This is a genomic window from Streptomyces sp. NPDC014882, from assembly GCF_043081325.1.
In the GTDB taxonomy this organism is placed as follows: Bacteria; Actinomycetota; Actinomycetes; order Streptomycetales; family Streptomycetaceae; genus Streptomyces.
The window spans coordinates 205,819-218,826 of the sequence record NZ_JBIBWL010000014.1 but is presented as its reverse complement, the minus strand read 5'-3'; the positions used below and the strand labels follow the sequence as shown (position 1 = coordinate 218,826).

Sequence of the window (13,008 nt, the reverse complement as noted above, 5' to 3'; positions counted from 1 at the left end):
ACCCCTGGAGTTCTCATGGCTGCCCGGCTCTTCACCTCGGAATCCGTCACCGAAGGCCATCCCGACAAGATCGCGGACCGGATCAGCGACACGATCCTCGACGCCCTCCTCGCCCAGGACCCCACGGCCCGCGTCGCGGTGGAGACCCTGATCACCACCGGTCAGGTCCACGTCGCGGGCGAGGTCACCACCAGCGCGTACGCCGACATCCCCGCCCTCGTCCGCGAGGCCGTGCTGGAGATCGGCTACGACTCCTCCGCCAAGGGCTTCGACGGCGCCTCCTGCGGCGTGTCCGTCTCCATCGGGGCCCAGTCCCCCGACATCGCCCGGGGCGTCGACACCGCCTACGAACAGCGCACCGACGACGCCGCGTCGGCCCGGGAGGACCGGCTGGCCCTCCAGGGCGCCGGGGACCAGGGTCTGATGTTCGGTTACGCCTGCGACGAGACGCCCAGCCTCATGCCGCTGCCCATCCACCTGGCCCACCGCCTGTCGCGGCGCCTGTCGGAGGTGCGGCGCGACGGGACCGTGCCCTACCTGCGCCCGGACGGCAAGACCCAGGTCACCGTCGAGTACCTGGGCAGCAAGCCCCAGCGCCTCGACACCGTCGTCGTCTCCTCCCAGCACGCCGGCGACATCGACCTGGACTCCCTGCTCACCCCCGACGTGCGCGAACACGTCGTCGAGCACGTCCTGGAGGAGCTGGCCCACGAGGGCATCAAGCTGGAGACCGAGGGCCACCGCCTGCTGGTCAACCCCACCGGCCGCTTCGAGATCGGCGGCCCCATGGGCGACGCCGGCCTGACCGGCCGCAAGATCATCATCGACACCTACGGCGGCTACGCCCGTCACGGCGGCGGTGCCTTCTCCGGCAAGGACCCCTCCAAGGTCGACCGCTCCGCCGCCTACGCGATGCGCTGGGTCGCCAAGAACGTCGTCGCCGCGGGGCTGGCCTCCCGGTGCGAGGTGCAGGTCGCCTACGCCATCGGCAAGGCCGAGCCGGTCGGTCTCTTCGTCGAGACCTTCGGCACCGCCACCGTCTCGCAGTCCGTCATCGAGAAGGCCGTGACGGACGTCTTCGACCTCCGCCCGGCCGCGATCATCCGCGACCTCGACCTGCTGCGCCCCATCTACGCCCAGACCGCCGCCTACGGGCACTTCGGCCGCGAACTGCCCGACTTCACCTGGGAGCGGACCGACCGCGTCGACGCCCTGCGCCGGGCCGCCGGACGGTAACCGTCCGCCCGGACGCGGCCCCGGCCCCTCGTGGTCCGGGGCCGCGTCGTCCCCTCCTGACGGGCCTGGGCTCCCTAGGAGTATCACCATGCGCATAGCCGTGACCGGCGCCATCGCGACCGACCAGGTGCTGACCGTCGCGGGCCGGCTCGCCGACGGCACGGCGATGGGCCGCGGCGCCGCCGCGGTGCGGGCCGACACCCTGCGGGTGCGCCGCGGCGGGGCGGGCGCCAACATCGCCGCGGGACTGGGCCGTCTCGCCCTGCGCCCGCTCCTGGCCGGGGCGGTCGGCAAGGACTTCGCCGACTACGGCCGCTCCCTGCTGTCGTACGGCGTGGACCTCGAACTCGTCCGCGTCAGCGAGGAACTGGACACGGCGCGGGCGGTGGAGATCAGGGACGCCGAGGACGGCCGGCTCAGGCTGTCGTACGACGGCGCGCAGCCGGAGTCCCGGCACATCACCCTGCTGCCGGCCGCACGCCGTATCGGCGGGCTGGGGCTCGTCGTGGTGGCGGCGGGGGACGTCGAGGCCATGGTGCGGCACACCGAGGAGTGCAGGCGGCTCGGCATCCCCTTCGCGGCCGACCCCGGCGACCAGCTGTCCCGCCTCACCGGCCGCCAGGCCCGCAGGCTCGTCGACGGGGCCCGCTACGCGTTCACGGACGAGTTCGACGTGCCGCTGCTGCGCGACCTCACGGGGTGGGGCGAGGCGGAACTGCTCGGCAGGGTGGGCACCTGGGTCGTGACGCGCGGGCCGCGCGGGGCGGCCGTCGTGCGGCGCGGGCGCCCGGCGGCCGGTGTCGAGGCGGTGCGCGCGGTGGGGGAGGGCGATCCGTCCGGGACCGCCGAGGCGTTCCGCGCCGGCTTCCTGGCGGGTGCCGTCTGGGGGTGGCGCGCCGAGCGCGGGGCGCAGCTCGGGTGCGCCCTGGCGGCAGCGGCGCTCGAGTCGCCCGAGGCCCAGGGCTACCCGCTGGTGCGGGAGCGGCTGACGGCCCGCATCAGATGCGCCTACGGCCCGGACGCCGCAGATCAAATAGCCGCCCGACTGCCTTTCTGAAGATCTCCGAAGGCCTCCGAAGATCTTTGGAGATCGAGGAAACCGGCCGGTCGACTCGATTCGCTATCATCCCCTTTTGCGTTTGACGCCGATGTGACACCCTCCTAGTCTTGCTCAAGTAAATAGAATGCCGGTTCGAAGTGTGACGACATTACGGGGATAGGAACTCTTCATGAACTCGGGTATTCTCGGCCCCCTCTTACTTTCCGACGCCGGAGTGAATCTGGTGCCGAGTGCACCGAAACCGCGCCAGCTCCTCGCATTCCTGATGCTGCACACGCCGCAGATGGTCCGGGCGAGCGACTGCATCACCGAATTGTGGGGTTCCACTCCCCCCAAGAGCGCGATGTCCACGCTCCAGACCTACGTGCTCCACATACGGCAGGCCCTGCGCGGCCCCCGCAGGGACCGCAGCCATCTGCTCCTGACCAGGAACCAGGGCTACCAGCTCGCCCTCGAAACGGCCGATTTCGACCGGTTCCGGTTCACGGAGCTGACCCGGCTGGGGCACCTGGCAGCCGCCACCGGGGACCACCGGACGGCCTCGAAGATGTTCACCCTGGCCCTCGCGCAGTGGCGCGGCCCCGCGCTGTCCGACGTCAGCACGGGCCCCCTCAGCTCACCCCACCTGGCGGAACTGGCGGAGACCCGGCAGGGGGTCCTGGAACAGCGCATCGAGGCCGACCTGGCGCTCGGCAAGCATCGTGAGCTGGTCGACGAGCTGAGCGACCTGGCCGCGCGCCACCCCACTCACGAGAACGTGCACGCCCAGTTGATGGTGGCGCTGTACCGCTCCGGCGAGCGCGAACGCGCCGGTGACGTCTTCCACCACCTGCGCCGGGCGCTCGGCGACTCCCTGGGGATCGAGCCCGTCCCCCGGATGCAGCGCCTGTATCAGGCGGTCCTGGTCGGCAGCTCGGCGCTGGACGCTCCGGCCGTCCACCGGTGACCGCTCCGGCCGTCCGCCGGTGACCGCTCCCGCACGCCTGCAACACCCTGCCCCCGGACGGTGTTTGTCTCAGTGATGGACGAGAAGGCAGAGCAGCTGACCGATCTCCTGGCGGCGCACCTCGAAGCCGGCTTCACCGAGCTGGTCCGGGTGCACGCCGGGGCGGTGCACGCGTTCCTGTACCGGGTCTCCGGCTCCTTCGCCGAGGCGGACGACCTGGGACAGGACACGTTCCTGCGCGCCTACACGGCCCTGCAGGGGTACACCCCCGCACGGCGCCGTGAGCTGCGTCCCCGCGCGTGGTTGATGACCATCGCGGCGAACGTGTGGCGCAATCACGTCCGCACACGGAAACGGCGCCCGGTCACGGCTGGGCTGCCCGTGGAGGAGACCATGGACGTCTGGCCGGACCACAGCCCCGGTCCGGAGGAGCGCGCGGTGACGACGGAGGACCGGTCGCGCCTGGTCACGGCGCTGTCGGCCTTACCCGAGCACCACCGCATACCGGTCGTGCTCCACCATGTCGTCGGGATGAGTTACGCGGAGGTGGCCGAGGTGCAGGGCTGCGCGGTCGGCACCGCCAAGGCGCAGGTCTCCCGCGGGCTGGCCGGCCTGCGCCGCACCCTCGGATGGGAGCCGACGGCGCTGAAGGAGGTGACGAGGTGAACGAGAGCGACAGCGACGACGACGCGGTCACGCGGGGCCTGCCGGAGCTCGCACCGGCCGCACCGGAGGACTTCGCGCTGCGCGTACTGCGCCGCGTGGGCATCTCCGAGGACCACTACGACAGCTACGTGCGCCTCGACACGGCCGCGGGCGGCCTGTTCGTGGCCGCGAGCCCGCGAGCCGTGACCGGTGCCTGCCTGGACTCGGCGGGCCTGACCGGGGCCGCCTTCGAGGAACTGCACCGCGCCCGCACCGGCCGCTCGGCGATCCCGGGCAGCAAGCCGCTGCCCGGCCTCCTCCCCGCGCTGCGCACGGGCCGGGCCCGCCGGCTGGCGATCGACCTGTCCGGCCTGCCGGAGGAACAGCGCGCGGTCCTGGAGGCCGTACGGAACATCCCCGCGGGGCAGCTGCGGCCGCTCAGCTGGATCGCCCGCGAGGCCGCCACCGGGACTCCGCCCTCGGCCTCCGACGTCCTGCGCGCGCTGGCGTCCAACCCCGTCGCCGTGCTCATACCGTGCCACCGGGTCACGCACGACAACGGCTCGCCCTGCGACGCCGCGTACCTGCCGAAGGCCGGCGCGGCCCTGCGCCGGGCCGAGCACATCGACATGCGCCGGGTGAAGGAGCTGTCCCGGGCCGGCGCGGTGTTCCTCGGCAGCGACACCACCTTCATCTACTGCCACCCGACCTGCGCCCACGCCCGCCGCATCACTCCCGGGCACCGGGTGCACTTCCGCACCGCGCAGGACGCCCGCGAGGCGGGTTACCGGGCCTGCAAGAGCTGCCGGCCCATCACCGTCTGACCAGGCGCGCCACAGAGCACCACAGAGAGGTTCCCATGCCCACCCCACTCACCGCAGTACTCGTCTCGCACCCCACCCCGCTGGGTCCCCTGGCCCTGTCGGCCACCGACGACGCGCTGGTGCTGTGCGCCTTCGACGACCGCGAGCGAGCGGTGGCACGGCTCGCCCGGGGTGGCCTGACCGTCGTGGACGCCGACGCCGCGGGCCCCGCCCAGCTGCGGATCGTCGAGGAGGCGGGCCGCCAGCTGGACGCGTACCTCGCGGGCCGCAGCCGCTCGTTCACCGTGCCGATGGACCTTCGCCTGGCCACCCCGTTCAGCCGCACGACCGTGGAAGGGCTGGGCGGAATCCTTCCGTACGGGGTGACGGGCACCTACGCCGAGCTGGCCGCCGCGCTCGGACGGCCGCGGGCCGCGCGGGCCGTGGGCACCGCGCTCGGCGCGAACCCCCTGTGCGTGGTGCTGCCCTGCCACCGGGTCGTCGGCTCGGGCGGTCGCCTGACCGGGTACGCGGGCGGTGTCGCGGCCAAGCGGTTCCTGCTCGACCTGGAGTCCGGCCGCACGGCGGCCCCGGCGTCCCTCTGAACCGGCGGGCGCCGGAGCACATCCCCCGCCTCCGGCGCCCGTCCCCGTCCACGACCGCGGAGCCCACACTGACCAGTTACCACACCCCTCACCTGCCGGGACTGGAGCACGGCCGCCCTCCCGCGGCGCCCGGCGCCGGCACCGACGACACGATCGAACTGCCCGCCGTGGACGCACTGGACTGGCCCGCGCTGACCACGGCACTCGACGCCGAGGGCGTCGCCGTCACCCCGCCCCTGCTGTCGCCGGACGCCTGCGACGAGATCCGCGCGCTGTTCGACCGGGACGACGTGTTCCGCAGCACCGTCGACATGGGCCGCCACCGCTTCGGCAGCGGCCGCTACCGCTACTTCGCCGCCCCCCTGCCCCCGGTGGTGACCGCCCTGCGCAGGCGGCTGTACCCGCCGCTGGCCCGGATCGCCAACCAGTGGGCGGAGCGCGTGGGCCGGCCCCGGTTCCCGGAGACCCACGCCGAACTGGCGGCGGCCTGCGCCGCGGCCGGGCAGCTGCGGCCCACGCCCCTGCTGCTGCGCTACGGCCCGGGCGACTACAACTGCCTGCACCAGGACGTCTACGGCGAGCTGACGTTCCCGTTGCAGGTGGCGGTGATGCTGGACCGTCCCGACGTCGACTTCACCGGGGGCGAGAGCGTCTTCGTCGAGCAGCGTCCGCGCGCCCAGTCCCGTCCGGTGGTGAAGCGGCCGGGCCAGGGACAGGGGCTGATCTTCGCGGTGCACGACCGTCCGGTTCCGTCGGCGCGGGGCTGGAGCCGTTTCATGCTGCGCCACGGGGTGAGCGCGGTGCACGACGGCCGGCGGCACGTCCTCGGCGTGATCTTCCATGACGCCCCGTGACGCGCCGGCCGGTGCCGGTCGGTGCCGGTCGGTTTCCGCCCGGCGCCGGCCGGCCCGGCTGCCGCGCGCGTCAGGTCCGGAATTCGGCGAACCGCTCCCCGCATTCGAGCGGAACCCTTTTCCGCGAGCGCCGGAAAAGGGCCGCGCATTCCCTGGACAGGGCCGTAGGAAAGGCGTCGGCCCGCCTGCTTCCCGTTCACCGTCCACACGACTGCGGATAAGGCGGAAGACATAGCCGATCGATCGGAGGAACGGCCCGGATTGGGCAGACGAACAGACCGGACTGGGCGGGGGAACAGATCTGCGCCCAGGGCGGTCCCTTTCGTGTGCCCGTCTGATTGACTCCGCGTCCACACCATTGCGCGCACCCCTTCCGGGTGCCGGATCGACGTGAGCGGAGCCGCACACATGTCTTTCGGACCGCAGCCCCGGCACGGGCCGCCCCACCCTCACGAGCCCGCGGCCGGCGCGCGCCCTCCCGCGGAGCACGAGCGGCACGAGGCCGAGGAGGCGGCGCGGCTGGCCGTCGGGCTGCGGCTCGGCGTCCGGATCGCCGCCACCTGGCTGGTCTACGTCCTGCTCGCCGCCCTCGTACCGGCCGTGTACGGCACGCGGATCGCCGGACCGGTGAGCCTCGGCGTGATCGCGGCCGTGGTGCCCTTCGCCGTCGGGGTGCACGCGCTGGTGGTGTACGGGCGACGGGTGGACCGGCTCGAGCCGCGGCCGGGCGCCCGGAGGTGGTCGTGACCACGCTGCTCGACCCCTCGTCCCGGTCCCTCGTCTTCGCCGTGTTCTCGGTGTTCGTCGTGATCTGCCTGATGCTGTGCATCGTCACCGGCGCCGACGAGGACGACCGGGCCCTCGTCCGGTCCGACGGCCGCCGCCGGCTGCGCTCCTGGCAGCAGGGCATCGCGATGGGCGGCGACACCACCACGGTCGCGACGGTCACCGTGCTGGTGGGCATGGTCGCCGCGGCCGGCTTCGACGGCCTCGGTGTCATGCTGGGCAGCCTGATCGGCGTCATGCTGCTCCTCGTGCTGGTCGTCGAGCCGCTGCGCCGGCACGCCTCGCTGACGGCCGCGGACCTGCTGGACGCGCGCGGCAGCGGCGGGCCCGCCGTACGCGTCTCGTGGGGCGTGGTGACCCTGTTCGTCTGCTTCCCCCTGCTCGTCGTGCAGTTGGTGGTGGTCGGCAACGTCGCCGCGGCGCTGATCGGGCAGCCCGGCACGCGGACCGGCTGCATCGTGGTGATCGGCTGCGCGATGACGGCGCTGGCCGTCAGCGGCGGGATCCGGGGCACGGGCGTGGTGATGATCGCGAAGTCGGCGATCGCCCTGCCCGTGCTGGTGGTCGCCGCCGTGCTCGTCCTCCACCGCTTCGGCGGGGACCCCGGGCGGCTGCTCGACGCCGCCGCGCACGGCTCGCGGATGGGCGAGGCGTACCTGCGTCCGGGCGGCTACACGGGCGACGGGTGGGTGGGGGCCGTGAACCGGATCGGGCAGACCTTCGGCATGTCGATGGCCACGCTGGCGATGCCCGCCGTGCTGATGCGGGCGATCTCGACGAAGAGCCCGCGCGGCGCCCGGACCGTCGGCCGCTGGATGCTCGGCGAACTCACCCTGCTGTACGGCGCGCTCACCGTCGTCGGCGTCGGCGCGGCGGCCCTCGTCGGCGAGGCGCTGCGCGAGGCCGGTCCGGCGGCGCAGGTGTTCACGCCGCTGATGCTCGGGCGGGCGCTCGACGGCGGCGGAATCCTGGTCGCGGCCCTGGCCTGCGTCCTCTTCCTCACCGCGCTCGCGGCCGTGGTGGACGTGACCCTCGCCGCCGGCATCGCGCTGGGACGGGACGTGCTGGGCGCCTTCGGCGAGCCCGCCGGGAGCCGCCCGGCGGGGACGGCGGGCACGGCGGGCACGGCGGGGACGGCGGGGACGGCGGGGACGGCGGACGGTGCCGCGTCGCGGTGGTCGGCGGCGCTGACGGGCACGCTCGCCGCGGTCGCGGCGGTCGTCGCCGCCGACTGGAACCTGGTGGTCGTCTCCACGCTCTGGCTCGCCGTCTGCGGCGCCGCCCTCGCGCCCGTCCTGCTGTACGCCCTGTACTGGCCCGGGTTCACCGCCCGCGGTGCGCTGTGGTGCCTGTGGGGTGCCACGGTGGTGAGCGTCGTGGCGCTCGCGGTGTCGCCGTACGCGTCCGGCACGCCCGGGTCGATCTTCCCGGGGCACGACTTCAGGATCTGGGACGTGACGATCCCGGGCCTGGTGACGGTGCCGGCCGGATTCCTGCTGGGCTGGCTGGGCAGCGTCACGGATCCGCGCCGGGCGGCGGGCGCCGTACCGGTCGCGGAGCGCCGCAGGGAACCGGACACCGTCTGAACCGTCCACGCCCCTCCGCGCCCCTCCGCGGGCCGCCCACCGACGGCCTCCGGTGGGCGGCCCGGCCGGGCCGGACGGTGGGGCGGCACGGTGGCGCGGCACGGTCGTGTCCGGTGCGCGCGCCCGGGTGCCGGGCCTCGCGCACGGGCCCGGCGCCGCGCCGCGCCGCCGAGGGGCCCTTACGGGGTCTGCTTCATGCCGTCGACCACCGCTCGTTCGGTGACGGCGCTGGTGAAGGTGACCGTGCCGGGCTCGATCAGGGTGTCCTCGCCGGTCCGCCTCTCCACCTGGACCGTGCGCTCGCCCAGGAAGACGTAGGTCTTCGGGTCGAAGATCCACTCCTCCCGCTGGCCGCTGGTCTCGTCCAGCCGGGCCACCGCCACGCCGTGCCGGCCCACCGCGTCGACGGCGTCCCGGACGACGACGACGCCGGGGATCTTCGCGGCGGTGCGGAACAGGGCGGAGTACAGCCCGGCGGGCGGGTAGCTCTCGCCGAGGAGGTCGCCGATGGTGGTGAAGGCCTCCTGGTCGGGGGAGTTCCCCTGGCCCTCGGTCTCCCGGTAGATCTTGGCGAGGAGGGCGTCGGGGTCGGTGGTCAGCTCGGACAGGTAGTCGTACGACGGGCTGTTGAGGTGTGCCTTCGGGGTGTTGCCCTGTTCGTCGGGGAGGCTCAGGGTCTCGCCCTCGGGGCTGTCGTTGACGGCCGGGTCGATCAGCCATCCCCGGGTGCCGTCCGGGGACTTCCACACCTGGCGGCGGTGCAGTGCGTGGGCGGCCAGGGTGGTCCTGCCGTCGACGGTCTTCAGGAAGGTGTCCGCGACCTGGGACTCGATGTAGACGAACTGGCCGGACGCGACCTCCGGGTGGCCGGCCTCGGCCGCCGCCAGCGAGATCCGGTCGAGCAGTTGCGGGACGCCCTTGGCGCTGGCGGCGCCGATCGGCGTGGTGAGGAGGGGCGCGGTGGCGACACCGGGCCGCGCGGGGCCGCCCGACGTCACCGTCACGGCGACGACCGCCGCCGCCGCCAGGACCGCCGCCGCGGGCAGGGTGACCGCCGGGCGCGGCAGCCGCCGCCACCACCCCCGGACCGCGGCCGGGGCGGGGGACGGGGCCGCCGTGTGCTGTTCGTCGTGGATCCGGGCCATCAGACGCTCCTTGTGGAACTGGTGACGGCCCGACGGCAGGTCACGCGCCGTCCGGGAGAAGAGGGTGCCGTCCTCTTCCCGCTCGGCCGGACGCTGCCGGGGCGTGCTCGCGTTCATCGGTTTCCTTCCTGCGCGGGCCGGACCACGGGTGCGTGGTCGTCTCTTGTCTGTCGGCCGGGGCGGTGGCCTTCCCGTTTTCCGCGGGGGAGTTTCGGCGCGGCGGCGGCAGCGGTCCCGGCCGTCGGGTCCGGCGGGGCGTCGTCGGTGAGGGCGCGCAGCTTCCCGCGCGCCCTGGACAGGCGGGAGGCGACGGTGCCGGCCGGAATCCCCAGCGCCTCCGCGGCGGCCTCGTAGTCCAGGCCCTCCCCCAGGCACAGCGCCACGACCTCGCGTTCGGCACGGCGCAGGCCCGCCAGCGCGGTCAGCGCCCGCGCGAGGCGCCGCCGGTCGTCGACCCGGCCGGCCACCTCCTCGGCGTGGTCGGGCACCGACAGTTCGGCCGCCGCGGCCGCGTTCGCGGCCGCCCGGTACCGGCGGTTGCTGCGGTACTGGTTGCGGGCGGTGTTGGTGGCGATCCCCAGCAGCCACGGCCGCAGCGAGCCGCCCTCGGGATCGACCCGGTCGCGCAGCCGCCAGGCCTCCATGAAGGTGGCGGCCATGACGTCCTCGGCCGTCGACCAGTCGGCGGTCAGCCGGAAGGCGTGGTTGTAGACCGCCTTCGCCCAGCTGTCGAACAGCTCCGCGAAGGCGGCGGGATCCCCGGCCCGTACCCGGGTACGCATATCAGTGCTCACCTCCATGAGCTGTCCGGCACCCCCGGCCCCCTTCCCGTGACCTGCGTCACGACGACCGTGTTGCCGGGGTTCCCGGGGTTTTCGGGGTTCCCGGGGTTCCCGGGCGGCGTTCATGGAGCACGACGGCCAGCGGCATCGCCGTGAACATGGAGGAGTACGTTCCCACGGCGAGGCCGACGAGCAGGGCCAGGGCGAAGTCGGTCAGGGAGTCGCCGCCGAACACCGCCAACGCGGTGAGGACGATCGCGGCGCCCGTCCCGGTGTTGACCGTGCGGGGCAGGGTCTGCAGGAGCGCCCGGTCGGCGGTGCGGCGGAAGGAGGCCGTGCGCCCCTTGTCCGTGTGCCCCTTGTCCGTGTGCCCGTCGTCCGCACGGCTCTTGTCCGCGCGTCGGGTCAGTTCCCTGACGCGGTCGAAGACGACGACGGAGTCGTTGACGGAGTAGCCGATGACGGTGAGGAGCGCCGCGAGGAAGACGCCGTCGACCGGTTTGCCGAGCCAGGCGAAGACGCCGACGAGGATCACGACGTCGTGCGCGAGGGCGGCGACGGCGGCCGTGCCGAGCAGCAGACGGAACCGGGCCGCGAGGTAGACGAGTTGGGCGCCGAGGGCGACGGAGAGCGCGACGATCGCGCCCCGGCGCAGTTCCGCGCCGAGGCTGGGGCCGATCGCCTCGTCGCGGAGGGTGTCCGCGCGGCTCGTCAGCCCGCCGACGGCCGCGTCGACGGCGTCCGCCTGCGCGTTGCTCAACGGGCCGGTCCGGACGGTGAGCCGGTTCTCGCCGGAGGTCTGCACGACGGCCTGGGGGAAGCCGGCGTCGGCGAGGGCGGCGCGGGCCCGGTCGGGGTGGACCGGGGTGGCGGTGGCGTACTCGATCTGGCGGCCGCCGGTGAACTCGATGCCGAGGTCGAGGCCGCGCAGGGCGATTCCGGCCCCGGCGAGCACCAGTGCGGCGGCGGACGCGGCCAGCCACCGGCGGGGCCTGCGCATCAGGTGCGGGTCCCTGCGGGCGAGCCGGTCGCGGACGGCGCCGGTGTGGGCGATGCCCGTCAGGCGGGGCAGGCGGCGCGGTCCCGGCCGGGCCATGGCGAGGTCGGCGAGCGCGCGGGTGACGACCAGGGCGCTGACCATCGAGGCGAGGACGCCGATGCCGAGGGTGACGCCGAAGCCGCGGACGGGTCCGGAGGCGAGCGCGAACAGCAGTCCGGCGGCGATGAGGGTGGTGATGTTGGAGTCGGCGATCGCGCTGAGGGCGTTGCGGAAGCCGGCGGCCAGGGCCGAGCGCGGGGTGGTCCGGTGGCGCGCCGCGTACTCCTCGCGGGCCCGCTCGAAGACGAGCACGTTGGCGTCCACCGCCATCCCGATGGCCAGCACGAACCCGGCCAGGCCGGGCAGGGTGAGGGTGGCGCCGAGGGCGGCCAGGGCGGCGTAGGAGATGAGGCCGTAGCAGAGCAGGGCCACGGCGGCGAGGAGGCCCAGCAGCCGGTAGACGACGATGACGAACAGGACGGTCAGCGCGCTGCCGACGGCGGCGGCCCAGGCGCTGGCGGTGATGGCGCTCGCGCCGAGGGTGGGGCCGACGGTGCGCTGTTCGACGGTCTCCACCGGTACGGGCAGGGCGCCGCCGTTGACGAGCAGGGCGAGTTCCCGGGCCTCGCCGTCGTCGAAGGCGCCGTTGATCATCGTGGAGCCGCCGCCGATGCCGACGCCGCAGTCCACCGAGGGGTCGACCTGGGGCGAGGAGATGATCCTGTCGTCGAGGACGATGGCCACCCGGCGGGCCGGGTCGCCGGCCGGGCTGCAGGCCGCCGCTCCGGTCAGGCGGGCCCAGCGGTCGCGGCCCGCGTCCTGGAAGTCGACGGTGACGTGCCAGCCCGCGCCGCCCTGCTGGTCGAACCGGGCGGCGGCCTCCCCGACGTCGCCGCCGGTCAGCGCGGCCGCGTCGAGGCGCAGCGGCTGACCGGACTCGTCGGGCAGGACGCGCGGGCGGGTGGGGTCGGGGGCGGAGCCGGGAGTGGGGTCGGGGCCGGGGATGGGGCCGGATCGCGGCCCGGGGGTGGCTCCGGATCGCGGGTCGGGGGCGGAGCCGGGCAGGGCCTCGGGGGCGGCCTCGCGCCCGGTTCCGGGCGTGTCCTCGGGGGCGGCCCCCGCCGTTCCCAGCACCCGGTGGAAGGTGAGCCGGGCGGTGCGGCCCAGGACCTCCGCCGCCTCGGCCGGGTCCTGGACGCCGGGGAGTTCGACGACGATGCGGTCGTCACCGGAGCGGACGATGGTGGGTTCGGCGACACCGAGCGCGTCGACGCGGCCGCGCAGCACCTCCACGGTGCGGTCGACGGCGTCGCCGCCTGCGGTGTCGGTGGCGGTATCGGTGTCGGTGGCGGTATCGGTGGCGGCGGGGCGGGTCTCCAGGACGATCTGGGTGCCGCCGCGCAGATCGAGCCCGAGGTGGACGGGCACGGTCACGGCGACGTACAGGGACAGGGCGACGACGGCGAGGGCGAGCAGCCCTCGGATGCGCTGGGCGCGGGACAAGCGGGCCTCCGGCAGGCG

12 protein-coding genes are annotated in these 13,008 nt (G+C 74.4%); 9 read left to right on the top strand and 3 right to left on the bottom strand.

Features of this window, described 5'->3' with window-relative positions:
- Positions 1-15 precede the first annotated feature (15 nt).
- From metK to ACF09K_RS27745, 9 genes are all read left to right on the top strand, one after another.
- Positions 16-1,236, top strand: a complete 1,221-nt coding sequence (metK, locus tag ACF09K_RS27785) for a methionine adenosyltransferase (RefSeq protein WP_392247776.1) — start codon at positions 16-18, stop codon at positions 1,234-1,236.
- Positions 1,237-1,324: 88 nt separating this feature from the next.
- Positions 1,325-2,293, top strand: coding sequence for a PfkB family carbohydrate kinase (locus tag ACF09K_RS27780; protein ID WP_392247774.1), 969 nt, complete (start codon positions 1,325-1,327; stop codon positions 2,291-2,293).
- A 172-nt stretch (positions 2,294-2,465) separates the two neighbouring features.
- Entirely contained in the window at positions 2,466-3,242 is a 777-nt protein-coding gene (locus ACF09K_RS27775; protein WP_392247772.1) for a BTAD domain-containing putative transcriptional regulator, read from the top strand.
- Between the two features lie 75 nt (positions 3,243-3,317).
- Positions 3,318-3,908: an RNA polymerase sigma factor gene (locus ACF09K_RS27770; RefSeq protein ID WP_392247771.1), complete on the top strand. Its 591-nt coding sequence runs from the start codon at positions 3,318-3,320 to the stop codon at positions 3,906-3,908.
- Positions 3,905-4,711 (top strand): MGMT family protein, encoded by an 807-nt coding sequence (locus ACF09K_RS27765; protein WP_392247769.1) that lies wholly within the window; start codon positions 3,905-3,907, stop codon positions 4,709-4,711. The genes ACF09K_RS27770 and ACF09K_RS27765 overlap by 4 nt, the downstream gene beginning before the upstream one ends.
- Before the next feature lie 35 nt (positions 4,712-4,746).
- A complete protein-coding gene (locus tag ACF09K_RS27760) occupies positions 4,747-5,295 on the top strand; it encodes a methylated-DNA--[protein]-cysteine S-methyltransferase (protein WP_392247767.1) in 549 nt (182 codons plus the stop codon).
- Positions 5,296-5,462: 167 nt separating this feature from the next.
- Complete coding sequence (locus ACF09K_RS27755; protein ID WP_392247766.1) at positions 5,463-6,149, top strand: 2OG-Fe(II) oxygenase; 687 nt, start codon at positions 5,463-5,465, stop codon at positions 6,147-6,149.
- 408 nt (positions 6,150-6,557) lie between these two features.
- Positions 6,558-6,896, top strand: a complete 339-nt coding sequence (locus ACF09K_RS27750) for a hypothetical protein (RefSeq protein WP_392247765.1) — start codon at positions 6,558-6,560, stop codon at positions 6,894-6,896.
- Positions 6,893-8,521, top strand: a complete 1,629-nt coding sequence (locus ACF09K_RS27745) for a transporter (RefSeq protein WP_392247763.1) — start codon at positions 6,893-6,895, stop codon at positions 8,519-8,521. Before ACF09K_RS27750 ends, ACF09K_RS27745 begins: the two co-directional genes overlap by 4 nt.
- A 179-nt stretch (positions 8,522-8,700) precedes the next feature.
- Here ACF09K_RS27745 and ACF09K_RS27740 read toward each other — a convergent pair whose 3' ends face one another.
- Genes ACF09K_RS27740 through secD form a run of 3 tightly spaced genes read right to left on the bottom strand, consistent with a single transcriptional unit; the run spans position 8,701 to position 12,990 of the window.
- Positions 8,701-9,783 carry a CU044_5270 family protein gene (locus tag ACF09K_RS27740; RefSeq protein ID WP_392247761.1) on the bottom strand — a complete coding sequence of 361 codons (1,083 nt, stop codon included), beginning with the start codon at positions 9,781-9,783 and terminating at the stop codon, positions 8,701-8,703.
- Positions 9,780-10,448, bottom strand: a complete 669-nt coding sequence (locus ACF09K_RS27735) for an RNA polymerase sigma factor (RefSeq protein ID WP_392247760.1) — start codon at positions 10,446-10,448, stop codon at positions 9,780-9,782. Before ACF09K_RS27735 ends, ACF09K_RS27740 begins: the two co-directional genes overlap by 4 nt.
- Positions 10,449-10,506: 58 nt before the next feature.
- A complete protein-coding gene (gene secD / locus ACF09K_RS27730; RefSeq protein ID WP_392247758.1) occupies positions 10,507-12,990 on the bottom strand; it encodes a protein translocase subunit SecD in 2,484 nt (827 codons plus the stop codon).
- Positions 12,991-13,008: the final 18 nt, after the last annotated feature.

Coding starts and splice junctions, on each gene's coding strand:
- ACF09K_RS27780 (WP_392247774.1), top strand. CDS start 1,325: ATGCGCATAGCCGTGACCGGCGCCATCGCGACCGACCAGGTGCTGACC.
- ACF09K_RS27740 (WP_392247761.1), bottom strand. CDS start 9,783: ATGAACGCGAGCACGCCCCGGCAGCGTCCGGCCGAGCGGGAAGAGGAC.
- ACF09K_RS27770 (WP_392247771.1), top strand. CDS start 3,318: ATGGACGAGAAGGCAGAGCAGCTGACCGATCTCCTGGCGGCGCACCTC.
- ACF09K_RS27760 (WP_392247767.1), top strand. CDS start 4,747: ATGCCCACCCCACTCACCGCAGTACTCGTCTCGCACCCCACCCCGCTG.
- ACF09K_RS27775 (WP_392247772.1), top strand. CDS start 2,466: ATGAACTCGGGTATTCTCGGCCCCCTCTTACTTTCCGACGCCGGAGTG.
- ACF09K_RS27750 (WP_392247765.1), top strand. CDS start 6,558: ATGTCTTTCGGACCGCAGCCCCGGCACGGGCCGCCCCACCCTCACGAG.
- ACF09K_RS27735 (WP_392247760.1), bottom strand. CDS start 10,448: ATGCGTACCCGGGTACGGGCCGGGGATCCCGCCGCCTTCGCGGAGCTG.
- metK (WP_392247776.1), top strand. CDS start 16: ATGGCTGCCCGGCTCTTCACCTCGGAATCCGTCACCGAAGGCCATCCC.